The sequence below is a fragment of the Modestobacter caceresii genome, assembly GCF_000761485.1.
Classification (GTDB): domain Bacteria; phylum Actinomycetota; class Actinomycetes; order Mycobacteriales; family Geodermatophilaceae; genus Modestobacter; species Modestobacter caceresii.
Map to the genome: position 1 here is coordinate 44,620 of NZ_JPMX01000003.1, position 23,492 is coordinate 68,111.

The 23,492-nt window shown below is 74.6% G+C and carries 19 protein-coding genes; 5 read left to right on the top strand and 14 right to left on the bottom strand.

All coding sequences use genetic code 11. From position 1 onward, the window contains the following. Positions 1-29: 29 nt before the first annotated feature. The 7 genes from IN07_RS00885 to kdd all read right to left on the bottom strand — a co-directional run bounded on the left by IN07_RS00885 (position 30) and on the right by kdd (position 8,387). Complete coding sequence (locus tag IN07_RS00885) at positions 30-833, bottom strand: polyprenol monophosphomannose synthase (protein ID WP_036332632.1); 804 nt, start codon at positions 831-833, stop codon at positions 30-32. Further along, positions 830-2,455 (bottom strand): apolipoprotein N-acyltransferase, encoded by a 1,626-nt coding sequence (gene lnt / locus IN07_RS00890; protein WP_036332633.1) that lies wholly within the window; start codon positions 2,453-2,455, stop codon positions 830-832. The genes IN07_RS00885 and lnt overlap by 4 nt, the downstream gene beginning before the upstream one ends. 511 nt (positions 2,456-2,966) lie before the next feature. Then, entirely contained in the window at positions 2,967-3,377 is a 411-nt protein-coding gene (gene kal, locus IN07_RS00895; protein WP_231557924.1) for a 3-aminobutyryl-CoA ammonia lyase, read from the bottom strand. After that, a complete protein-coding gene (gene kamE / locus IN07_RS00900; protein ID WP_081975086.1) occupies positions 3,374-4,183 on the bottom strand; it encodes a lysine 5,6-aminomutase subunit beta in 810 nt (269 codons plus the stop codon). Before kamE ends, kal begins: the two co-directional genes overlap by 4 nt. Then, positions 4,176-5,753 (bottom strand): lysine 5,6-aminomutase subunit alpha, encoded by a 1,578-nt coding sequence (kamD, locus tag IN07_RS00905; RefSeq protein ID WP_036332635.1) that lies wholly within the window; start codon positions 5,751-5,753, stop codon positions 4,176-4,178. Before kamD ends, kamE begins: the two co-directional genes overlap by 8 nt. A gap of 100 nt (positions 5,754-5,853) precedes the next feature. After that, complete coding sequence (locus IN07_RS00910; RefSeq protein ID WP_036332638.1) at positions 5,854-7,359, bottom strand: amidohydrolase; 1,506 nt, start codon at positions 7,357-7,359, stop codon at positions 5,854-5,856. Beyond that, complete coding sequence (gene kdd / locus IN07_RS00915; RefSeq protein WP_036332640.1) at positions 7,356-8,387, bottom strand: L-erythro-3,5-diaminohexanoate dehydrogenase; 1,032 nt, start codon at positions 8,385-8,387, stop codon at positions 7,356-7,358. Before kdd ends, IN07_RS00910 begins: the two co-directional genes overlap by 4 nt. Positions 8,388-8,517: 130 nt before the next feature. Between kdd and IN07_RS00920 the strand changes: the two genes are divergently transcribed. The 3 genes from IN07_RS00920 (at position 8,518) to IN07_RS00930 (ending at position 12,019) form a co-directional block, all read left to right on the top strand. Continuing rightward, positions 8,518-9,885: a KamA family radical SAM protein gene (locus tag IN07_RS00920; RefSeq protein WP_036332645.1), complete on the top strand. Its 1,368-nt coding sequence runs from the start codon at positions 8,518-8,520 to the stop codon at positions 9,883-9,885. Between the two features lie 172 nt (positions 9,886-10,057). Then, the gene (locus IN07_RS00925) at positions 10,058-10,570 is read left to right on the top strand and encodes a GNAT family N-acetyltransferase (RefSeq protein ID WP_036332647.1); all 513 of its coding nucleotides are present in this window, start codon (positions 10,058-10,060) and stop codon (positions 10,568-10,570) included. Between the two features lie 12 nt (positions 10,571-10,582). After that, positions 10,583-12,019 (top strand): lipase maturation factor family protein, encoded by a 1,437-nt coding sequence (locus IN07_RS00930; protein ID WP_036332649.1) that lies wholly within the window; start codon positions 10,583-10,585, stop codon positions 12,017-12,019. Positions 12,020-12,022: 3 nt separating this feature from the next. On the opposite strand, the gene IN07_RS00935 is transcribed toward IN07_RS00930, so the two are convergent. Together IN07_RS00935 and IN07_RS00940 are read right to left on the bottom strand one after the other, a co-directional pair. Continuing rightward, complete coding sequence (locus tag IN07_RS00935; protein WP_036332651.1) at positions 12,023-12,889, bottom strand: lysophospholipid acyltransferase family protein; 867 nt, start codon at positions 12,887-12,889, stop codon at positions 12,023-12,025. 44 nt (positions 12,890-12,933) lie between these two features. Further along, complete coding sequence (locus IN07_RS00940) at positions 12,934-14,097, bottom strand: carboxylate-amine ligase (RefSeq protein WP_036332653.1); 1,164 nt, start codon at positions 14,095-14,097, stop codon at positions 12,934-12,936. A 159-nt stretch (positions 14,098-14,256) separates the two neighbouring features. On the opposite strand from IN07_RS00940, the gene IN07_RS00945 reads away from it, so the two are divergent. Then, complete coding sequence (locus tag IN07_RS00945) at positions 14,257-15,102, top strand: hypothetical protein (RefSeq protein ID WP_036332655.1); 846 nt, start codon at positions 14,257-14,259, stop codon at positions 15,100-15,102. A gap of 38 nt (positions 15,103-15,140) precedes the next feature. On the opposite strand, the gene IN07_RS00950 is transcribed toward IN07_RS00945, so the two are convergent. The 3 genes from IN07_RS00950 to IN07_RS00960 form a co-directional block, all read right to left on the bottom strand. After that, entirely contained in the window at positions 15,141-17,285 is a 2,145-nt protein-coding gene (locus IN07_RS00950) for an intein-containing Rv2578c family radical SAM protein (RefSeq protein WP_231557925.1), read from the bottom strand. A 76-nt stretch (positions 17,286-17,361) separates the two neighbouring features. Then, complete coding sequence (locus IN07_RS00955) at positions 17,362-17,844, bottom strand: Lrp/AsnC family transcriptional regulator (RefSeq protein ID WP_052090455.1); 483 nt, start codon at positions 17,842-17,844, stop codon at positions 17,362-17,364. Beyond that, a complete protein-coding gene (locus IN07_RS00960) occupies positions 17,819-18,964 on the bottom strand; it encodes a M24 family metallopeptidase (RefSeq protein ID WP_052090457.1) in 1,146 nt (381 codons plus the stop codon). Before IN07_RS00960 ends, IN07_RS00955 begins: the two co-directional genes overlap by 26 nt. A 75-nt stretch (positions 18,965-19,039) precedes the next feature. Here IN07_RS00960 and IN07_RS00965 point away from each other — a divergent pair, with 75 nt between their 5' ends. Next, positions 19,040-19,948: a 5'-3' exonuclease gene (locus tag IN07_RS00965; RefSeq protein WP_036332657.1), complete on the top strand. Its 909-nt coding sequence runs from the start codon at positions 19,040-19,042 to the stop codon at positions 19,946-19,948. 9 nt (positions 19,949-19,957) lie between these two features. Here the strand turns inward: IN07_RS00965 and IN07_RS00970 are convergent, their stop codons facing one another. Continuing rightward, positions 19,958-20,548: a DUF4333 domain-containing protein gene (locus tag IN07_RS00970; protein ID WP_036332659.1), complete on the bottom strand. Its 591-nt coding sequence runs from the start codon at positions 20,546-20,548 to the stop codon at positions 19,958-19,960. A gap of 69 nt (positions 20,549-20,617) precedes the next feature. After that, entirely contained in the window at positions 20,618-23,443 is a 2,826-nt protein-coding gene (locus IN07_RS00975) for a DEAD/DEAH box helicase (RefSeq protein ID WP_036332660.1), read from the bottom strand. Between the last annotated feature and the right edge of the window lie 49 nt (positions 23,444-23,492).

The following is a 23,492-nucleotide window of genomic DNA, read 5'->3' on the forward strand; positions in this document are numbered from 1 at the left end:
CCCTCCGCCCGCGGGGCGGTGGGTCCTCCCTACCGGAGGACCCTGGGCCGCCGCCCGTCCCGGGCTCGTGCTGGCACGGGCCGGGTCACCCGGCCCGGCAGCCGATCGGCCAGCCGGTCCAGGATGCCCCACCAGGTCACCCGTACCAGTGCTTCTCCAACGATCGAACCGCTCATCTTGCTCCGCCCGACCGTGCGTTCGCTGAAGGCGATCGGCACCTCGACCACCCGGGCACCGGCCCGGACCGCCCGCCAGGCCCAGTCGACCTGGAAGCAGTAGCCCTGACTGGCGACCGTGTCGAAGGGCAACCGGCGGACCAGCTCCATCCGGGCCGCCCGGAACCCGCCGGTCGCGTCGGCCAGCGGCAGCCGCAGCGCCCACCGGGTGTAGAGGTTGCCCAGCCGGGACAGCGCCAGCCGGTGCGGCGGCCAGTCGAGCACCTCTCCCCCGGGCACGTACCGGGATCCCAGCACCAGGTCGGCGTCGGCGAGGGCGGCCAGCAGCGCCGGGAGCCGCTCGGGCGGGTGCGAGCCGTCGGCGTCCATCTCGACCACCACGCCGTAGCCGTGCTGCTCGGCCCAGCGGAAGCCGGCGACGTAGGCCGGGCCCAGTCCCGCCTTGGCGGTGCGGTGCAGCACGTGCACCCGCTCGTCGGCCGCGGCCCGGGCGTCGGCCAGCTCGCCGGTGCCGTCGGGCGAGGCGTCGTCGACGACGAGGGCGTGCGCGGTCGGCACCGCCGCGTGCAGCCGGTCCAGGACCGCCGCCAGGTTCCCGACCTCCTCGTAGGTCGGGACCACCACGAGCACCGGCCCGGGGGCCGCCGGGCCGGTCACCGGCCGCGCTCGGCCCGGCGCCGGGCCAGGGCCGGGAACGCCACCGCCAGGACGGCGCCCACGCCCAGCGCCGTCAGCACCCACTCCGGGGCCGCGCCCAGCCGTTCGGCGACGGTCGAGGAGTCCCGCTGGGCGATCTCCTCGACGAAGGTGTCGGCGGTGAACAGCTCGGAGCGCTGCACGAGGGAGCCGTCCGGGGCGACGACGGCGCTGATCCCGCTGGTCGCCGCGACCACGACCGTGCGGCCGTACTCGACGGCCCGCAGCCGGCTCATCGCCAGCTGCTGCGCGCTCTCGTCGGTGTAGCCGAAGGTCGCGTTGTTGGTCTGCACGACCAGCATCCCGGCGCCGGCGTCGACGACGTCGGAGACCAGCCCGTCGTAGGCGACCTCGAAGCAGATGACGTCGCCGACCCGCGCCCCGCCGACGTCCAGGATGCCGACCTCGGTGCCGTGCACGAAGTCGGTGACCCGGTCCACGAGCGGGCTGAAGAACCGGAAGAACGGCCGGGCCGGCACGTACTCCGCCAGCGGCACGGGGTGCCGCTTGACGTAGGTGTCCCCCGGCCCGGTCACCGGGTCCCAGACGATGGCCGTGTTCGCCACGTACTCCCCCGGCAGCTGCACCACCGCGCCCACCAGGATGGGCGCGTCGATGGCGACCGCGGCGCGGGTGATGACCCGGGCGGCGTCGGCGTTGGTGTACGGGTCGATGTCGGAGCTGTTCTCCGGCCAGATGACCAGGTCGGGCTGCGCGGCCTCACCGCGCGCGACGGCTGCGGCCAGCTCGAGCGTCTGGTCCGCGTGGTTGTCCAGCACCGCCCGCCGCTGGGCGTTGAAGTCCAGCCCGGCCCGCGGCACGTTGCCCTGGATGACCGCCACCGTGCGGTCGGGCCCGCCCGCGGTCAGCGACGACCCCGCCAGCGGCAGCTCGGCCAGCACCGCGACCAGGGGGACGGCGAGCGCACCGACGAGCGCCAGGGCCGCTCCACGCCGTCCGGCTCGCCGCTCGCCGGGCCGGCGCGTGGCCCGGTGCAGGCCGACCAGGCCGGCGGCCAGCAGCGTGCCGGTCAGCGCGACCGCGAAGCTCACCAGTGGGACACCGCCGTAGGCCGCCAGCGCCGTGAACGGCCCGTCGGCCTGACTGAACCCGAGCCGTCCCCACGGGAACCCGCCCAGCGGCTGCCGGCCGCGTAGCGCCTCGGCGCCCACCCACAGCGCAGCCGCCCACAGCGGCCAGGCCGGCAACCGGGAAGTGGCGGCCAGGGCGCCGCCGAGGAGCGCGAAGTACAGCGCCTCGAACACCGCCAGCACCAGCCAGGGGAAGGCGCCGACGTAGATGCCGGTCCAGGACAGCAGGGGCACCAGGAAGACCAGGCCCAGCACCAGACCCAGCCACGCCCCGCTGCGCGCCCGTTCGCCGCGGACGGCGAGGGTGAGGGCGGCCGGCCCGAGCACGGCCAGCCCGGACAGGTCGTGCCCGGGGAAGGCGAGGTACATCGCCAGGCCACCGGCTGCTGCCACGCCGGTGCGCCAGGGCCATCGGCGACGGGGGGCCGGGGGCTCCGCCGGGGTGTTCGAGGTGGCTGACTCCACCGTGCCGGTCGCCACCACTGCCGGCACCGCCGCCTTCGCGCTGGCCCGGGTCGAACCCGGGACGCCTCGGACCCGGCGTGCCGCGCGGACCCGGTCGTGGCACGGACGCCACGACCACGTCCAGCATCCCACTCCCGGCGGGGCGACCGCCGCAGCTCTCTCCGCCCGGCGTCCGTCCCCGGGGCACCCCGCGCCTTCGGGCCGGGACACCGGCCGCTGGCTGCGGCCGCTGCTCCGTTGTCTGGTGACGCGGGGCCCCGCCGGAGCGGACGTCGGGAGTGGGACGTGCACCCTCGGGTCCGCGGCTCCCCCTCGGCCTGGTGGGGACACGCAGCCGGCGACGCGAGGTGCGTCACCGGACTGCGTCACCGAGGGACGAGCGCGCGACTGTGCCGAGGGGGAAGCACACCCCGGTCTCCCGGGATGGGGCGACCCCGACCCTAGGCACCGACCCGACGTCGGGGAACCCCCTCAGCGCCAGTGGTTCGGAGCGTCACCGCAGTGGGACACCGGGTGGCGTGCAGATGTCCCGGCGGGGTCAGGCGGGGCCGCCGGGGACGACGAGCGTCGCCACCGCCTCCACCACCCGCAGCGGCGGGTCGAGCACCTGGGCGGCCGAGGCGCTGCGGGAGGGGTCGGCGCGGGTGACCACGTCGGCCCAGCAGCGCAGCTCCCGGCTGCGGCGGCCGACCCGCACCACCTCGCAGGACGCCTCCAGCACGTCGCCGGCCTGCACCGCGGCGAGGAAGGAGACCTCCGAGTAGCCGGCGAGCAGCCCCTCGTCGCCGTCGGTGCGGATCGCCACCTCGGTCGCGACGTCGCCGAACAGGCCGAGCGTGTAGGCCCCGTCGACGAGCGAGCCCCCGTAGTGGGCGTGCGCGTACGGCACGTAGCGGCGGTGGGTGACGACCAGCCCCAGGCGGGGGTCGGTCACACGCGGGTCGGTCATGCGGATGCCTCCTCGGGGACGAGCGCGTGCACCAGGTAGCTGGCGACCTCGCCGGGCGTCGTCCCCCGGCCGAAGACCTTGTCGACGCCCAGGTCGGCGGCCATCGCCGGGTCGAAGCGGGGGCCGCCGACGACCAGCAGCGGCCGGGACTCCCCCATCGCCTCGCGGAACGCCCCGGCCAGCTCGCGGGTGTTGCGCAGGTGCGCGTCCCGCTGGGTGACCACCTGGGAGACCAGGACGGCGTCGGCCTTCCGGGCCCGGGCGGCGTGCACCAGCTCCGGCACGCTGACCTGGGCGCCGAGGTTGGCCACCTGCAGCTCCCGGTAGTACTCCAGGCCCTTCTCCCCGGCGAAGCCCTTCAGGTTGAGGATCGCGTCGATGCCCACGGTGTGCGCGTCGGTGCCGATGCAGGCCCCGAGGACGACGAGGCTGCGCCGCAGCCGGGTCTTCACCGCGGCGTTGACCTCGCCCGGTGACAGCAGCGGGTAGGGGCGCTCCTCGACGTGGACGGCGTCCAGGTCGACCAGGTGCCGCACACTGCCGTAGACCACGAAGAACGTGAAGGCGGCGCTGTCGCCCGCCGCCCCACCCCCGGATCCGATGCCGTGCGAGTGCACCACCATCGCCGGCTCGATGCCCATCTTCTGCGCCAGCTGCAGCGCCGCGCCGTCGGCCTTGGGCCCGGGCGGGACGGGCAGCGTGAACGACGTCTGCACCATCCCGTCGCCGGTGGTGTCCCCGTACGGCCGGACGACGCTCCCACCCGTTGAGGGGCCGAAGTCGCGATCTTGGCCCTGCTCAGGCACGGGACACCTCGCGGGTGAGCAGTTCGGTGGCCGGGTCGTGGTGGTCGGGGGCCTTGCGGACGACGCCGTCCAGGCCCTTGCCGCCGTCCGGGGACCGTTTGGTGATGCCGAAGGTGCCGTCGGCGATCGCCTGGATCAGGCCCTGTGGATGGGCGGCGATCCGCTCCAGCAGCTCGACCGCCTCGGTCAGCACGGTGTGCGCCCGGCGGTCGATGAACCCGCCGGGCTGCGGGGCGAAGTCCTCGTGCAGGTTCCCGGCGGCCTCGAGCACGTAGCGGACGTTGCGCAGCGCCAGGTCGCGGTCGGACAGCCAGGGGGTGACCACGGCCTCGGTCATCATCCCGACCAGCAGGATGCCCTGGCCGGTCAGCGCCCCGGCCAGGTTGAAGAACCCGTCCAGCAGGTAGCCGCGGAAGACGTCGCCGGTCATGTGCTTGGTCGGCGGCATCCACTTGAGCGGCGCGTCCGGGAACAGCCCGCGGGCCAGCAGTGCGTGCGCCAGCTCCAGCCGGAAGGACTCGGGGACGGCCGGGTCGATCTCGAAGGCGTGCCCGAGGCCCAGCTGCCAGTCCTCGAGCCCGGCCTCGTGTGCGAGCCGCTCGTTCAGCAGCTGGCTGACGGTGACGGTGTGCGCCTCGTCGACGGCGTCGGCGGTGGTGAGGTAGTTGTCCTCGCCGGTGTTGATGATGATCCCGGCGCGGGCGTGCACCATCCGGCTGAACCGCTGGTCGACGAAGGTCCGGTGCGGGTTGATGTCGCGGAAGAGGATCCCGTACATCGCGTCGTTGAGCATCATGTCCAGCCGCTCCAGCCCGGCCAGGACGGCGATCTCCGGCATGCACAGCCCGGAGGCGTAGTTGGTCAGCCGGACGTAGCGGCCCAGTTCGGCGCTGACGTCGTCCAGCGCGGCCCGCATCAGCCGGAAGTTCTCCTGGGTGGCGTACGTGCCGGCGTAGCCGGTGCGGGTGGCGCCTTCGGGCACGTAGTCCAGCAGCGACTGCCCGGTGGAGCGGATGACGGCGATGACGTCGGCCCCGGCGCGGGCGGCGGCCTGCGCCTGCGGGATGTCCTCGTAGATGTCACCGGTGGCCACGATCAGGTAGATCCACGGACGGCGCGGCGGGTCGCCGTGGGTGGCCACCAGCTCCTCCCGGCGGGCCCGGTTGGCGTCGATCCGGGCGATCCCGGCACCGACGGCCGCGCGGCTGGCCTCCCGGGCCCGGTCGGCGGCGGCGCCCTCGGGCACGGTGAACCGGGCGGTGCCGGCGCCGACCTGCTCGGCGAGGTCCTGCAGCGTGCCGCCGGAGCCCAGCGCGTGCCAGGCCGGCAGGGCGACGCCGTGCTCCAGCCCGACCTGGTCGCGGACCGCGTCCACCACGCGGTTCACCCACGGCACCTCGCCGTCGCCGTCCACCGGGTCGGTGCCGGTCAACCCGGCGAGCCGCAGCGTGGCCCGTTCCACCGAGACGGTCGTGTAGGTCGCGGCCAGGTCCACCACCGGCGCTGCCGCCCGGGCGGCGAGCTCCCGCGCCCGCGCCACCAACGCCTGGTCCAGTTGCAGTCGGCTCATCGCACTCCCCTGTGTCGGGTCGGCTCCGGTGCAGGAGGCAGAGGCCTCCTGCCGGGGACGACGACGCGGCTCCGCGCCGGCTGCGGTGTGCCCTGGCGGGTCAACACGGCTCCCCGGCGACGATCAGCTGGCGGCAGGTGGGGCGGGCACGGGCGGCGAGGACGGCGGAGAGCGTCAGCTCGGTCGCCCACAGCGCCAGGTCCGCCGGCGCACCGACCGCCAGCGGCCCCTCCGGGTGCTCCCCGCGGGTGGCGACCCAGCCGCCGTGGGTCGCCGCGTCGAAGGCGTCGAACGGGCGCATGCCGGAGCCGGGGGTGGTGTGGTCGACCGCCGCGTGCACCCCGCCCCACGGGTCCAACGGGGTGACCGGGGCGTCGCTGCCGATGGCCACGGCCACCCCGGCGTCGACGAGGTCGGCCAGCGGGTTGCAGCCGGCGGCCCGCTCGACCCCCAGCCGCTCGGCGTACATGCCGGCCGGCCCTCCCCAGGCGGCGTCGAAGGCGGGCTGGACGCTGGCGACCATCCCCCACCGGCGCAGCTGGTCGATCGCGGCGTCGCCGACCATCTCCACGTGCTCCAGGCGGTGCCGGCAGGCCCGGACGGCGTCCCGGCCCAGCTCCGCGACGACCGCGCCGACCGCGGCCAGCACCTGGTCGACGGCGGCGTCCCCGATGCAGTGGAACCCGGCCTGCAGCCCGGTGACGGTGCAGGCGCGGACGTGCTCGACGAGGGCCGCGGTGTCGAAGCGCAGTGCGCCGGTGGTCTCCGGCCGATCGGCGTAGGGGCTGCTCAGTGCCGCGGTGTGCGAGCCGAACGCGCCGTCGCAGAACAGGTCACCGCCGGCGCCGGCCAGCCGGAGCTCCCGGACGACGTCCAGCCCGCCACGCTCGGACAACTCGCCCCAGTACCCGACCACCCGCGGCCCGGGCGCCTCGGCGGCCAGCGTGAGCAGCGCGGCGAGGTCCTCGGCGCTGGACACCTCCGGGCCGGCCATCTCGTGCACGCTGCCGATGCCCAGTGCGGCCGCGGCGTCCAGGGTGGCCCGCTGGGCGCTGCGGCGCTGGTCCGGCGGCACCGACCCGTAGGCGGCCTGCCGGGCGGCGTGGTGGGCGTCGAGCCGGAGCCGGCCGTCGGGGCTGTACCCGGGCAGCTCGGTGATGCCGGGCACCCGGTCCAGCAGGGCGGTGGAGACGGTGGCCGAGTGCACGTCGACCCGGGCCAGGTAGGCCGGCCGCTCCCCCACCACCGCGTCCAGGTCGTGCCGGGTGAGCCCGCGGCCCTCGGGCCAGGCCGTCTCGTCCCAGCCGGTGCCGAGCACCGTGCCGGTGGGGGCGGCGGTGGTCTGGGCGGTGACGCCGGTCAGCGCGGACCGCAGGCTGTCGGCGCCGTGCAGGTCCAGCCCGGTCAGCGCCAGGCCGGTGGCGGTGGCGTGGACGTGGGCGTCGACGAACGCGGGGGTCAGCAGCGCTCCCCCGCCGTCCAGCACCCGGGCTGCCGTGGGTGCGTCGGCCGCGGCGCCCAGCCAGGCGATCCGCCCGTCGACGACGTGCACGGCACGGCCGGGCCGGTCGCCGACCGTCACGTCCCGGATGAGCAGCCCGCTCACGAGGCGCGGACCCGCGGCTCGATCAGCGACCGCACACCCGGCGAGTGCCGGTAGAGGTCCATCGCCAGGGCTGCGTGCCCCGGCGTGTAGCCGTTGCCCACGAGCATCGTCACGTCCGCCGCCATCCCCTCAGCTCCCAGGGCCGCCGCCGAGAAGGACGTGGCCATGGAGAAGAAGACCACGGTGCCGCCGTCGGCCGTCGCGAGGACCGCCCCGTGCTCGGCGCCGGGGGTGTCGACGCACACGACGGTGACGTCGACCGGCTGGCCGACCGCTGCGGCGACGGCGAACGGATCGGTGGCGTCGGCCACGACCACCTCGTCGGCCAGCCGCGCCGCCCGCAGCGCCGTGGCCTCCCGCTCGTCGCGGACCACGCCGACCAGCCGGCCGGCGCGGGCGTCCCGGGCGGCGGCCAGGCTCAGGCAGCCGGACTTGCCGGCCGCACCCAGGACGGCGACCGAGGGCCGGTGACCCGAGCGGTGCACGACCCGTTCGGTGGCCGCCGGGGCGCCACAGACGTCGAGCACCGCCAGCGCCACCTCCTGGGGCAGGTCGTCGGGGAGGACGGCGGCGATGGAGCGGGCGAAGAGGACCGCCGTCCCGGCGGCCGGCACCTGCTCGCTGCGCCCGTCCCACTGCGCCAGTCCGTCGGTGATCCGCAGCGGGGTGAGCGTGAGGGAGACCAGGGTGGCCACCCGCTGGCCGGGTTCCAGGCCCAGCGGGGAGTCGTCGCCCACCTCGTCGACGACGCCGATGAGCATCCCGCCCGAGCCGGTGACCGGGTTGTGCATCTTGCCCCGGCTCCCGACGATCCCGAGGACGGCGGCGCGCACCCGGTCGCCGTCCCCGCCGTGTTCCTCGGCCAGCTGCCGGTAGGAGGCGGCATCGAGGTTGAGCCGGTGCACGGCGATGCGGACCTCGTCGGGGCCGATCCGCGGGTCGGGGTCCAGCCGGGCGGCCGCCTGGGGCAGCACGCCGGCCGGTTCGAGCACCCGGTGCACTCCGAGGCTGCGGTGCAGCGCGTTCATCGCCACCGTCGTCCCTTCGTCGTCTCCGGCTCGACACCGGAGAACCTATCGTGATCTGCCCCTGATGCCGCACTTCTTCCCGTAGGGTCGCGGTGTCGTAGTCGAAGACGTCGCGCGGACAGGAGTTCCGGTGCTGGAGCAGCCCTACGAGTACACCGCCCGTGAGCTCATCGAGCCCGACTGGCGGCGGTTGCCCGGCTTCGCCGAGGTCACCGACGAGGACTGGCGCAGCGCACAGTGGCAGCGCGCGCACTGCGTGAAGAACGTGCGCCAGCTGCGCGGTGTGTACGGCGACCTGCTGGACGAGTCGTTCTACGCCGACGTCGAGGCCGACCAGGCCGGGCGGGCGACGATGTCGCTGCTGCTGCCGCCGCAGATGCTCAACACGATGGTGCCCGCGGCGCTGCCCTCGACCGCCGCGATGCTCGCCGACCCGGTGCGTCGCTACATGCTCCCGGTCGCCTCCGACCGGCTGCCCGGCGACGAGGCGAGCCACCCGCACGCGGCCCGCGACTCGCTGCACGAGCACGAGATGTGGGCCGTCGAGGGCCTCACCCACCGCTACCCGACCAAGGTGCTGGCCGAGCTGCTGTCCACCTGCCCGCAGTACTGCGGGCACTGCACCCGGATGGACCTGGTCGGCAACTCCACCCCGGCGGTGGACAAGCTCCGCTTCGACCTGAAGCCGGTCGACCGGCAGGCCGAGATGCTCGCCTACCTGCGCCGTACCCCTGGCGTCCGGGACGTCGTCGTCTCCGGTGGCGACGTGGCCAACCTGCCGTTCAAGAACCTGGCCGCGTTCGTCGAGGGGCTGCTCGAGATCGACTCGATCCGCGACGTCCGGCTCGCCTCCAAGGCGCTGATGGGCCTCCCCCAGCACTGGCTGCAGCCCGAGGTGGTCGACGGGATGGGCCGGCTGGCGGCCATCGCGCGGGCACGCGGCGTCTCGCTGGCGGTGCACACCCACGTCAACGCCGCCCAGTCGGTGACCCCGCTGGTCGCCGAGGCCACCCGGGCGCTGCTGGCGGCCGGCGTGCGCGACGTGCGGAACCAGGGCGTATTGCTGGCCGGGGTGAACGCCACCGCCGGGCAGCTGCTGGACCTGTGCTTCGCGCTGCTCGACGGCGCCTCGATCACGCCCTACTACTTCTACATGTGCGACATGATCCCCAGCGCCGAGCACTGGCGGGTCTCGCTGGGCACCGCGCAGACCCTGCAGCACGACGTCATGGGCTACCTGCCGGGCTTCGCGACGCCGCGGATCGTGTGCGACGTGCCCTACGTCGGCAAGCGCTGGGTGCACCAGGTCGCCGAGTACGACCGCGAGCGCGGCATCTCCTACTGGACGAAGAACTACCGCACCGGCATCGAGCGCACCGACGCCGACGCCCTCGACCGCCGCTACGCCTACTACGACCCGATCGCCGGCCTTCCCGCCGAGGGCCGCGCCTGGTGGGCCGCCCAGCGCGACCGCCAGCTCACCCCCGCCGGCGGCTGACGCCCCGGTCACCGCCCCCTCCCGCTCCACCGACGGTGATCAGGTGACCTGATCACCGGCTTTCCTCCCTCACCAGCGTTGGTGCGGGGGGACAGTTCTCGATCAGGGGACCTGATCACTGCTGGGAGGGCGGCGGGGTTTCGACCGGGCGGACGGCGGTAGGCACCTCCGGGTGGAACTGCTGTGCACCGACCGGCTGCGGCTGCGGGCCTGGACGACGGACGACGCCGACCTCGCCCGCCTCGCCGACCTGTACAGCCGGGACGAGGTGACCCGCTGGCTGGGCGGTGCACCCACGGTGTCGCCCGCTGAGCTCGTCGAGCGCTGGCGGCTGGTGCACCAGCTGGACCCGGCGCACGGGTGCTGGGCGATCGAGCCGCGCAGCGGCGGCCCACCGGCGGGCACGGTGCTGCTCAAGCCCCTCCCCCACGGCGTCGGTGAGGTCGAGGTCGGCTGGCACCTGCACCCGGACAGCTGGCGGCTCGGCTACGCCACCGAGGCGGCCCGGGCGGTCGTCGACCGGGCGTTCGACGACGGGCTGCTGGAGGTCTACGCCGTCGTCCGGCCGGGCAACGAGGCCTCGCTGCGGGTCTGCCAGAAGCTGGGCATGCAGGCGCTGGGCCGCACCACCCGCTGGTACGGCACCGAGCTGGAGGCGTTCCGGCTCGAGGCCCCGGCGGAGTGAGCGGAGGCCACCGTGGACTGGTTCGCCGACCCGGGCGCCTGGATGGGCCGCTGGGTGTTCACCCGGGGACTCGCGCTGGTCTACCTGATCGCGTTCGTCGCCGCGCTGCGGCAGGGACGGGCACTGCTCGGCACCCACGGCCTGACGCCGGCCCCCCGGTACCTGGAGCGGGCCTCCTGGAAGCGCGCGCCGAGCCTGTTCCACCTGCACTGGTCCGACCGGTTCTTCGCCGGCTGCTGCTGGACCGGCATCGCGCTCTCCGCCGCCGCTCTCGGCGGGCTGGCCGACCGGCTGCCGCTGGCCGGCTGGATGGCGCTGTGGGCGGTGCTCTGGGCGCTCTACCTGTCGATCGTGAACGTCGGGCAGATCTGGTACGGCTTCGGCTGGGAGTCGCTGCTGCTGGAGGCCGGGTTCCTCGCCGTCTTCCTCGGCCCGGCGCACGTCGCACCACCCGTGCTGGGCATGTGGCTGCTGCGCTGGCTGCTCTTCCGGCTGGAGCTCGGCGCCGGGTTGATCAAGATGCGCGGTGACCGTTGCTGGCGGGAGCTGACCTGCCTGAACTGGCACCACGAGACCCAGCCGATGCCCAACCCGCTGAGCTGGTGGTTCCACCGGCTCAGCCCCGGGCTGCACCGGGTGGAGACGCTGGCCAACCACGTCACCCAGCTGGTCGTCGTGTTCGGTCTGCTGGCGCCACAGCCGATCGCCGGCGCGGCGGCCCTGGTCATCGTGGTCACCCAGGGGTACCTGCTGATCAGCGGCAACTTCGCCTGGCTGAACGCGCTGACCCTGGTGCTGGCCCTGTCGGTGGTCGACGGGCGCTGGCTGGCCGCCGCGCTCCCTGTCGACCGCCCCGACGAGCTCTCCTCCCCCACCTGGTTCGTCGGCGTGGGGATCGGGCTGGCGCTGCTGGTCGCCGTCCTCAGCGTGGCGCCGGTGCGGAACATGCTGTCCCCGGGGCAGCGGATGAACACCAGCTTCGACCCGCTGCGGCTGGTGAACAGCTACGGCGCCTTCGGCTCGGTGACCAAGGTGCGCCGGGAGCTGGTGGTCGAGGCCACCGACGGCACCGGGCCGGACGCTGTGTGGCGGGAGTACGAGTTCCGCGGCAAGCCCGGCGACGTCCACCGCCGTCCGCCCCAGTGGGCGCCCTACCATCTGCGGCTGGACTGGCTGATGTGGTTCGTGGCCCTCTCGCCGGCCTATGGCCGGGCCTGGCTGCTGCCCTTCCTCGGCAAGCTGCTGGACGCCGACCCGGCCACCCTGCGGCTGCTGCGGTCGGCGCCCTTCGGCACCGACCGCCCCGCCGCGGTCCGGGTGCTCGTCTACCGCTACCGGTTCACCACCCGCCAGGAACGGCGGGAGACCGGTGCGTGGTGGCACCGCAACTATGAACGGGAGATGGTCGCCCCGCTCACCGCCGACGACGTCGGCGTGCGGGTGCGCTGAGGGTCAGCGGCGGACGCGACCCAGCAGCGCCTTGGCCCGGGCCAGCGGGTGCGGGGCCTTGACCCGCGTCCGGTTGCCGGCGGCGTAGTCGGCGTCGTTGATCGCGGCCACCTCCGGGGTCGGCGCGCTGCCGCCCAGGTGGGCCGGCTGCCACCAGCGGTCGCCGTCCCCGGCCGGCTGGTCCGGGTAGGTGCGCTGCGCCTCGTCGAGCAGCTCGACCATCGCCGCCTTGGTGCGCCGGAGCAGGGCCTGCGGCTTCTCCCCCGGCTCGGGGACGATCGGCTCGCCGATGATCACCGTCACCGGCACGTCCCGGCGCAGCACCACCTTGTGTGCCTTGGTGGCGATGCGCTGCCCGCCCCAGACGGCGGCGGGGACGATCGGCACCCCGGCCTCGACTGCCATCCGGGCTGCCCCGGCCTTGACGTCCTTGACGGTGAACGAGGTGCTGATCGTCGCCTCGGGGAAGATCCCGACCAGATGGCCGTCCTTGAGCGCCCGGACGGCGGCGTCGAACGCCGAGGCACCGGCCTTGCGGTCGACCGGGATGTGCTGCATGGCGCGCATGAAGGGCCCGGCGAACCAGTGCCCGAAGATCGCGGCCTTCGCCATGAACCGCACCAGTCGGTGCTGCGGCAGCGCGGCGAGCCCGAGGTAGGTGAAGTCGAAGTAGGAGACGTGGTTGCTGCAGATGACCGCGCCACCGGTGGCCGGGACCTGCTCGGCCCCGCGGATGTCGAACCGGAAGCGGAACAGCCGGAAGACGACCAGCACGATCCGGATCACCGACCGGTAGGGGCGGTCCCGAGGGTCCGGCTTCGGCCCGAACAGGTCCCGGCGGGCGACGTCGCCCCAGCTGGCCGTGTACATGGGCGGACCCTAACCAACCCGGGTCCGAGAGCGGCGCTCCGGCCTCAGTCGCCGTGGGTGGCGGCGACCGCGGCCCGGACGACGGCGGCCGGGTCGCCGGTCTCGTCGAAGACCTCGCGCTGCAGGATCGCCCCGGTGCCGCGGCGCAGGAGGTCGGCGATGCCCGCCTCGACCCGCTCGGTGTCGCCACTGTCACCCAGGGCCGGGCGGACGTGCTCGACCAGGGCGGTGACCACCTCGGCGGCCGGGGCCGGCTGGCCGGTCCGCGGGTCGACCAGGTCCCCGGTCAGGCCGGAGCGGCCGGCCCGCCAGCCGGCGACGCGGAGCACCTCGGTCCGCACCTCCGGCGCCGGGACGCCGGACCGCCACTCCCGGGCCGCGGTCTCGACCAGGCCGCGCACCAGCCCGGCCAGCAGGACGGCGTCCTCCACCCGCAGCGCGACGTCGGACACCCGCACCTCCACCGTCGGCCAGGTGGCCGAGAGGCGGGCGTCGAAGTAGACCATCCCCTCGTCGAGCACCGTCTCGGTCGCGACCAGCTCGGCGATCAGCTGGTGGTACCGGGCCGGGGTGCCGAACACGGCGTTCGGGCCGGCGGAGGGCCACCGGTTCCAGACCTGGGAGCGGAAGCTCGCGTAGCCGGTGTCCCGCCCGGACCAGAACGGCGAGTTGGTGGTCAGCGCGGTCAGCACCGGCAGCCACACCCGGATGCGGTCGAGGACGGCGACCCCCTCCTCGTCGTCGTCGACGGAGACGTGCACGTGGCAGCCGCAGGTGAGCACCTCGGCGGCGGTGAGGCCGAAGACCTCGACCGTCTGCGCGTACCGCTCCCCCGGCGTCGTCTCCGGTTCCACGGCCACCGGTGAGCTGGCCAGGGCCGCCACCCGGGCGCCCACGGTCGCGGCGGCCGCATCGGCCCGGGAACGCCAGTGCCGCAGCTCCGCGGCCACCTCGTCGAGCTCCCGGCAGACCCGGGTGCCCAGCTCGATCTGCTGCTCCTTCAGCTCGGGCACCAGGCGTGGACCGGCCGGGGCCCCAGCGGCGTCGGTGTCGGGCGCCGCATCGGACTGCTGGGCCCGGTCGTGCTCTCCGACCGTCTCCCCCTCACCGCGGCGGGCGGCCACCTCCAGCGCCTCCGGGGCCAGGGGCACCGGCACCCCCGCCGGATCGACGACCAACAGCTCTTCCTCGACTCCGACGGTGCGCACCGACCCATGATCACGGGCATCCCGGTCGTCGTGCTCGCTGGGCTCAGCCCCGGGTGGCGGCGTTGCTGATCCGCGCCCGGAGGGGCGCGGCGGGTGTCTTCGGCAGGTGACGACAACGATCTGTCGCGACATTGTTGGGGATAACGGTAGTGTGCTGACATGCCAGGTGCATGGCAGCCGCCGCTGCCCGACATGCCTGCCCCTCCGCCGGCCCGCGCCTGGGCCCGGCTGCCCGTGCCGCCGGGGTACGAACCGCAGTGGCGGCGGCTGGTCGAGGCGGCCCTCGAGCAGGGGCTGGGGCCGGACGCGCTCGCCGAGACCGGCTTGGAGCCGCTGGTCGCGGCCCGCGACTGGAAGCCGGCCACCGTCGCCCTGTACAGCAAGGTCGCTCGCTACGGCGGGGTCGGGGTGCCGCGGGCCACCACCCCCGAGCCCGATCCGGTGACCCTCGACCTGCGGGAGCTGACCCGGGTGCGCAGCGAGGCGCCGGAGCACCTGCGCTCGGTCGCGTGGTGCGCGCTCGCGCTGGGCTGGCCGGCGACAGTGGGGCAGTTCCAGGGGTTGCGCCGGGACCAGGTGCAGGCGACCGGACGCCGCCTCGTCGTGGCCACCGAGGACGGCGAGTGGTCGGTGCCCGGGGCGCTGACCGCCTGGCACGCCTGGGAGGAGGTCCGCAGCCGGTTCCCCGGCCTGGCGGCGAGCCCGTGGGTGCTGCCGGCGCTGCGGCGGGGCCCGGGGCCGAACTCGCACGTCGGTGGGCAGCTGTCCACGCAGGCGCTGCAGGTGACGTTCGCCAAGCACGCCGTGCGCACCGCGACGGCGATGCGCGCCACGGCCCCGCCCAGCCGCCGTGCGGACGTCGAGGAGCTGGCGGCGGACTACCTGACGCTCTCCTACGACTCCTACCGTCGGCTGGCGCTGGCCGGTGGTGCGCCGCCGGTGGGCCCCCGCGGCGCCGTGCGGGCGTTGCGCACCGTGGGCCGTCGCGCCCGGCTGGCCGGCTGACCCCGGCTCCCCTCCCCCGTGTCAGCCCGACGCCGGGTTCAGCACAGCGACAACTGCTCGGGCGCCTCGTCGATCGGCGCGACCTCCGGCCGTCGGGTGGGCAGACTGCCGGCGGGGAAGCCCACCGACTCGTCGCCGGGCAGGCCGAGGCTGCTGCCGGGGTCCACGCCGCGCGCCACTCCCCCGCTCTGCCGGTCCAGGCCGTACCGGGCCAGCACCGGGGCCACCCGGCCGGCGAGCCAGCTGCGGTACTCGGCCGGCACGTAGGCGCCGCGGCCGTAGAGCTGGCGGTACCGGCCGACCAGGCCGGGGTGCTCCCGGGACAGCCAGGCGGTGAACCACTCCCGGGCGCCCGGGCGCAGGTGCAGCGGCAGCACGGTGACCCCGGTGGCCCCGGCCGCGGCGATGGCGCCGATCGCCGCCTCCAGGTGCTCCATCCGGTCGGTGAGGCCGGGCAGCACCGGGGCCAGGAAGACACCGCAGGGCAGCCCGGCGTCGGTGATCGCCCGCACCAGGTCCAGCCGCGCACGGGGCGTGGGGACGCCGGGCTCCAGGGCGGCGTGCAGGTCGTCGTCCCAGATGGCCATCGACACCCCCATCCCGACCGGGACGTCGCGGGACGCGGCGGCCAGCCGGGGGACGTCGCGCCGGGCCAGCGTGCCCTTGGTCAACACCGAGAACGGGGTGCCGGACTGGGCCAGGGCGTCGATGATCCCGGGCATCAGCCGGTAGCGGCCCTCGGCCCGCTGGTACGGGTCGGTGTTGGTGCCGAGCGCCACGTGCTCCCGCTGCCAGGACGGTCGGGCCAGCTCGCGCCGCAGCACGTCGACGAGGTTGGTCTTGACCACGATCTGCTGGTCGAAGTCGGCCCCGCTGTCCAGCTCCAGCCACTCGTGCGTCCCCCGGGCGAAGCAGTTGTGGCTCACGACGCCGTTCGCGATGAAGTCGCCCGTGCCAGTGGTGATGTCGTACATCGGCATCTCGAGACCGAGGTCCTGGACCTCGGTCACTCGTAGATCAGCCGTGCTCTTGATGGCTGTGCCCTGTACCTGGCACTTGCGGCGGATCGCCGGGTCGACCAGGTGGATGAAGCGCAGGTGCTCCTTCAGCCCGCCGCGCAGACGAACGGTCCGTACCCGGTTCGCCAGGCGCCTGTCCTCCAGAACGCTGTCGAAGCCCAACGCGGTGAAGGCGGCACTCGTCCGTTCGAGCATCTCGTCATCGGCGTTGGTGACCCGCAGGACGTGCTGGCTCCGACTGCCCTCGGCGTCGAAGACGCCGGCCAGGAAGCCCCGCTGCCAGGCATCCGATGGCTGTTCCGGCCAGGCGATGAGCTGGAAGATCCGGGCCACGGAGGCGGCTGACGACGTCCTGATCGCGCTCATCGCTCGGCGCTCGGGGGTGACAGCGGAGAACTCGAACCAATCAGTCGACACCCCCGCCTGCGCCAAGTAGGCCTGAGAGCGTCGAAGACCCTCCTGGTCCGCCAACGCCAGCCGGAAACGGTGCACGTCCCCATGCACTCGCCCGGCTCGCTGGTAGCGATACACCTTGAGGTGGGCGTCGCCGCGGACCATGCCGGTCAGGTAGCCCCGCCGGTAGTCCTCGCAGGCGGCCACCGCCGGAGCCGAGCGGCCGAAGCCGAGCAGTTCGTCGTTCGTCGTCAGGTACGGGCGCTGACCCGTTCCGCAGCTCGCGCCGGTGACGTGCTTCCAGCCACGCCCGGTGAGGAACCGATGGTCAGCGCTGGCGACGAGGACGGTGCCGTCGGCGAGCGTCACCCGATGGGCTGGTTTGACCGTCGACCAGTGCGCCAGCACCTCGGTCTCGACGTACCGGCGGTAGCGGTCGCCCTTCTCCGTCCCGATGATCCGGTCCCCCACCCGCAGGTCCGCGATCGCCCGCTGAGAGCCGTCGGCCATGAGCACCTGCGTGTCTCCCGAGAGGCAGTACACGCACGCATGGGAGCAGCCCCGGTAGGGGTTGATCGTGTGGCCGAACGGCATCGCGGAGCCCTTCGGTACCGCGTTGAGTGCGCTCTTGGCCCGCACCTCGTGGAACGTCAGGCCCGGGAACTCCGGGACCTGCACGCTGCGCAGCAGGCCACGCACGTCGGGCAGCCCGGGCAGGGTGCTGGGCTCGTCGAAGTCCAGCCGCTGGGCGTCCCACCGCATGCCGACCATCCGAACACATGTTCGATGCCCTGTCCACCGGCCCTCGCAGGCCCGCTGCGAGCCTGCGAGGGGCGGGGGTCCTCCCTCAGACCGGCGGACGGTCCTCGTAGAAGGTGGAGAGGACGACGGTGGTCCGGGTGGTCACGTTGGCCGCCGACCGGATCTCGTGCAGCAACGCCTCCAGCGCGTCGGGCGAGGCCACCCGCACCTTGAGGATGTAGCTCTCCACCCCGGCCACCGAGTGGCAGGCCTCGATGGCCGACAGGTGCGCCAGCCGGGTCGGCGCGTCGTCGGGCTGGGCGGCCTCGATCGGGGTGATCGAGACGAAGGCGGTGAGCGGCAGCCCGAGCGCCTTGGCGTCCAGCTGAGCCGCGTAGCCGGTGATCAGACCACGTTGTTCCAGCCTGCGGACCCGCTGGTGCACCGCGGACACCGACAGCCCGACGCGGTCGGCCAGTTCGGTGAAGCTCGCCCGACCGTCGCGGGCCAGGGCGCTCAGCAGCTCGCGGTCGACGTCCTGGGTGGCCGGCGGCCCGCCCGGCTCAGCCGGGGAGTTCGACGAGCTCACGGGGACCGTTGTTCAGGTTGCGGACGCCGTCGTCGGTGCAGACGACGATGTCCTCGATCCGGGCGCCGTAGCGCCCGGGCAGGTAGATGCCGGGCTCGACCGAGAAGGCCATCCCCGGCTCCAGCGGCAGGTCGTTGCCGGCGACGACGTAGGGCGCCTCGTGGGTGTCCAGCCCGATGCCGTGCCCGGTGCGGTGGATGAAGTGCTCACCGAAGCCGGCCTTGCTGATGACGTCGCGGGCGACGGCGTCGATCTGGGCGCACGTGACCCCGGGGCGCACCGCGGCGACGGCCGCCGCCTGGGCCCGCTGGAGGACGGCGAACCACTCGGTCAGGCCGCGGGCGGCGTGCCCGCCGACCAGGTAGGTGCGGGTGCAGTCGGAGCGGTAGCCGGTCGCCGTCTCCCCGCCGATGTCCACGACGACCATGTCCCCGGCCTCCACCACCCGGTCGGAGACCTCGTGGTGCGGGCTGGCGCCGTTGGGGCCCGAGCCGACGATCGTGAAGTCGACGCCGACGTGGCCCTCGGCGAGGATCGCCGCCGCGACGTCCGCGCCGACCTCGGCCTCAGTGCGGCCGACCCGCAGCCACTGGCCCATCCGGGCGTGCACCCGGTCGATCGCCGCACCGGCGATCGCCAGCTCCTCGACCTCGGCCGGCGTCTTCACCATCCGCAGCCGGTCGATGACCGGGCTGGCCAGCTCCAGCGCCGAACCGGGCAGCGCCCGCTGGATGCCGAGCGCGTGCTCGGCCCAGGTGCGGGACCCGACGGCCACCCGGACCGGCGCGCTGCCCAGCCGGGCGGTGACCGCCTCGGCCAGCCGGGCGAAGGAGTCGTCGGTCTCGTCCCAGGGCAGCACCTCAAGGCCCAACGACCCGGCCGGGGAGGCCTCGATCATCGGCGCCTCCAGCCGCGGCACCACCAGCAGCGGCTCGCCCCGGCGGGGCACGGCCAGCGCGGTCAGCCGCTCCATGGCGTGCGCGTCGTAGCCGCACAGGTAGCGCAGGTCGGAGCCGGGCGTGACGACGACGACGTCGATGTCGAGCTCGTCGGCGAGAGCGCGGGCGGCGTGCACCCGGTCGATGGACACCAGCGGGGAGGAGGGAGAGACGGCGACCACGTCCGCAGACTAACCAGCGGGAGCGACAGCCCCGGCCGTCGTCATCGCACCGTTACCGTGCCCGGCGTGACGACGATGCTCCTGGACGCCGCGAGCCTCTACTTCCGTGCCTTCTACGGGGTGCCGACCAGCGTGACCGGCCCGCACGGCCGACCGGTCAACGCCGTCCGCGGCTTCCTGGACATGACCGCCCGGCTGGTCGCCGCCCACTCCCCCACCCGGCTGGTCGCCTGCTGGGACGACGACTGGCGCCCGGCGTTCCGGGTCGCCGCGCTGCCCAGCTACAAGGCGCACCGGGTCGCGCAGGAGGGCGGTGAGGAGGTGCCCGACGAGCTCGGGCCGCAGGTGCCGGTGCTGGTCGAGGTGCTCGCCGCCGCCGGGCTGACCCGGGTCGGCGCCCCCGGCTACGAGGCCGACGACGTCATCGGCACGCTGGCCACCCGGGCCCGCGGGCCGGTCGACGTGGTCACCGGCGACCGGGACCTGTTCCAGCTGGTCGACGACGCCCGCGACGTGCGGGTGCTCTACACCAACCGCGGCATCAACGACCTGGAGTTCGTCGACGAGGCGGCCGTCGCGGCGAAGTACGGCATCCCCGGCCGCTCCTACGCCGACTTCGCGGTGCTCCGCGGCGACCCCAGCGACGGGCTGCCCGGGGTGTCCGGCGTCGGGGCGAAGACGGCAGCGGCGCTGATCAACGAGTTCGGGTCACTGGCCGGCATCCGGGAGGCGGCCGCCCGCACCGCCGTCCCCAAGGCCCCACTGACCGCGGCGGTGCTGAAGAAGCTGCACGCGGCCGCCGACTACCTCGACGCCGCACCCGAGGTGGTCGCCGTCGTCACCACCATCGACCTGCCCCCGGTGGACGGCGAGCTGCCCCGCCACCCGGCCGACCCCGACGCCCTGGCGTCGCTGGCCGAGGCGCACGGGCTGGAGTCCTCGGTGCGCCGACTGGGGTCGGCGCTGGGGTGGCCGCAGGGCTGAACGGCCCGGTCAGGTCGCCGCCCAGGTGTAGTCGCCGTCCTCGCCGGTCAGCGTGATCGTGATGCTGACCGGTTCGCCGTCGACGGTCCGGCCCGCGCACGAGTAGGTGGCGCCGGCGCGGACCGGGAGCTCGTCCTCGCAGCTGAGGTCGAGGGCGACGCCCTCCCGGTCCTCGAACTGGTCGGCCACGGCACGCTCCACCGCCGCCGGGTCGAGCCGGGTGGCGCTCAGCGGGGACGGCAGGCTCAGCGCGACGACCACCAGCAGGACCGCCAGCGTGACCAGCACCAGCTTCGGCGGCCGGGACCGTCTGCTGGCCGGCTGCGCCGGTGGACCCCAGCCCCCGGGAGAGCCGAACTGCGCGGACGGCGGCCCCCAGCCACCGGGCTGCCCGTACTCGCCGGGCCGGCCGTACCCGGGGGCCTCCCCCCAGCCCTGGTACCGCGGTGGCTGCCCCGGTCCGCCCGACGGTGGACCCCAGCCGCCCTGCGGGGCGCCCCACCCCGCTGCCGCCGACCGGGGACCGGGTGCGCCGCCGGGCTCCCGGTCCGGGCGGGCCCAGGGGGACTGCGGGTCCTCGCCCTGCGGCGGCTGGCTCATCGTCACTCCTCGATCGGCTCTCCGGTGCGGTGCACCGGGGACGGCCGATTGTGGCCCACCGGCCGCGGATCAGTCGGTGACGGCGACCGCGACCACCCCGCGGCGCACCCGGCCCACCGCGGCCCGCGCGATCCCGGCCAGCGGGTCGTCGGCGACCTTGGCGAGCTGGTCGAGCAGGTCGACCAGCTGCCGCGCCCAGCGGACGAAGTCGCCGCCGGAGAGCTCGGTGCCGGCCTGCTGCGCCCCGGCCAGCACCCGGTCCAGGCTCTGGCCGTCGGCCCACCGGTAGGCGGCCCAGACGAAGCCCAGGTCCGGGTCGCGGGTGACCGGCACGGCGTGCTCCCGCTCGAGGTCGGTGAGCGCGGTGTGCACCCTGCGCATCTCGGCGAGCGCACCGGCGACCTTGCCGGCCGGCACGGAGGGCTGGGCGGCGCTCTCCCGACGCGCCTCGAACACCAGGGCGGAGACGCAACCGGCCAGCTCGGCGGGGGTGAGCCCGCGGAACACACCGGCCCGCAGGCACTCGGCGGTCAGCAGGTCGGTCTCCGACCAGATCCGGCCGAGCCGGCGGCCGGCCTCGGTGACCACCGCTGCGGGCGGGGCGTCGTCCTGCGGAGGGGCCGGGTGCAGGTAGCCCAGCTCGGTGAGGACGTCGCAGGTGCGGTCGAACTGCTGGGTCAGCGAGCTGGTGCGGTCGGCGATCTGCCGGCGCAGCCGCTCGCCGTCCCGCACCTCGCGCAGCCAGCGGTCGGCGGCACGCACCCGCTCCTCCCGGTCGGGCAGCCCGTGCACCGGGTGGGCGCGCAGCGCGTGCCGCAGGTCGGCGAGCACCGGGTCGTCGTCGGCCGCGGACCGCCCCTTGGTCCGCCGGGCACCCAGGCCGTTCTCGGCGCGGGCGTTGCGCAGGGTGGAGGCGAGGTCCCGGCGGGCGTGCGGGCTGCGGTGGTTGAAGTTCTTCGGCACCTTGACCCGGGCCAGGGCGCTCACCGGCGACGGGAAGTCGACCGAGCCGAGTCGGCCGGCCCACTTGTCCTCGGTGAGCACCAGCGGCCGGGGGTCGGTGAGCTCGGTGACCCCGGGGTCGAGCACCACGGCCAGGCCCTGGCGCCGTCCGCTCGGCACCCGGATGACGTCGCCGGCCCGCAGGGCAGCGAGGGACTCGGCGGCCTCCAGCCGGCGCTTGGCCTGCGAGTCCCGCGACAGCGCCTTCTCCCGCTCGGAGATCTCCATCCGCAGCCGGGCGTACCCGGCGACGTCCAGCACCGCGGCGCTGAGCCCGGCGTTCATCTCCTTGAGCAGCCGGGCGGCGTCCTCCTCGTGCCGGGCGGCCGAGCGGGCCAGGCCGACCACCGACCGGTCGGCCTGGAACTGCGCGAAGGAGGAGGCGAGCAGCTCACGGGCGTGCGCCCGGCCGAAGGCGCCGACCAGGTTGACGGCCATGTTGTAGCTGGGCCGGAAGGAGGAGCGCAGCGGGTAGGTGCGGGTGCTGGCCAGCCCGGCCACGGCCGCCGGGTCGACCCCTGGCGCCCAGACGACGACGGCGTGCCCCTCGATGTCGATGCCGCGCCGGCCGGCCCGGCCGGTGAGCTGGGTGTACTCCCCCGGCGTCACGTCGGCGTGGGCCTCGCCGTTCCACTTCACCAGCCGCTCCAGGACGACGGTGCGCGCGGGCATGTTGATGCCCAGGGCGAGGGTCTCGGTGGCGAACACCGCCTTGGCCAGGCCGCGGACGAAGCACTCCTCGACGGTCTCCTTGAACGCCGGCACCAGCCCGGCGTGGTGGGCGGCGAAGCCGGCGAGCAGCCCCTCCCGCCACTCCCAGAAGCCGAGGACGTGCAGGTCCTCCTCGGGCAGCGACCCGGTGCGCCGGTCGATGATCTCGGCGATCGCCCGACGCTCGGTCTCGTCGGTCAGCCGCATCCCCGAGGCCAGGCACTGGTGGACGGCGGCGTCGCAACCGTTGCGGCTGAAGACGAAGGTGATCGCTGGCAGCAGCCCGGCCCGGTCCAGCCGCTCGATGACCTCCGGCCGGGACGGCGGCCGGTACCGGGGCTTGTGGCTCAACCCGCCGCGGGTTCCGCCACCGCCGGGCCAGCTGTCGTGCCGGCGTTCCTGCTCGTGCACGTACCGGACCAGCTCGGGGTCGACCACCGCGCGGCCGCGCTCGCGGGTCGACAGCCCGCGCGGGGTCTGCTCCCACTCCCCCGCGTGGGCGGCGGGCCGCAGCGCGAACAGGTCGAACACCCGGCCGCCCACCAGCATGTGCTGCCAGAGCGGGATCGGCCGCACCTCGCTGACGACGACCGCCGTGTCCCCGCGGACGGTGACCAGCCAGTCGGCGAACTCCTCGGCGTTGCTCACCGTGGCCGACAGCGAGACGAGCCGGACGTGCTCGGGGAGGTGGATGATCACCTCCTCCCACACCGCGCCGCGGAACCGGTCGGCGAGGTAGTGCACCTCGTCCATGACGACGTAGCCGAGGTCGGTGAGCGCCGGGGAGTCGACGTAGAGCATGTTGCGCAGGACCTCGGTGGTCATCACGACCACCGGTGCGTCGCCGTTGATGGCGTTGTCCCCGGTGAGCAGCCCGACCTTCGCCGCCCCGTACCGGTCGCAGAGGTCGCGGTACTTCTGGTTGCTCAGCGCCTTGATCGGCGTGGTGTAGAAGGCCTTGCGGCCCTCCTGCAGCGCCTTGTGGACGGCGAACTCCCCCACCACGGTCTTGCCGGCGCCGGTCGGGGCACAGACCAGCACACCGGAGCCCTGCTCCAGCGCCTCGCACGCCTCGACCTGGAACGGGTCCAGGGAGAAGCCGAGTTCGGCGGTGAAGTCCGAGAGGGTGGGGTGCGCGTTCCGCCGGCGGGCAGCCGCATAACGCTCAGCCGGGCTGGACATGCCCCCACGTTAGGCGCTCTCCCTCCGCGCCACCGGTCGTCCCTCTCCA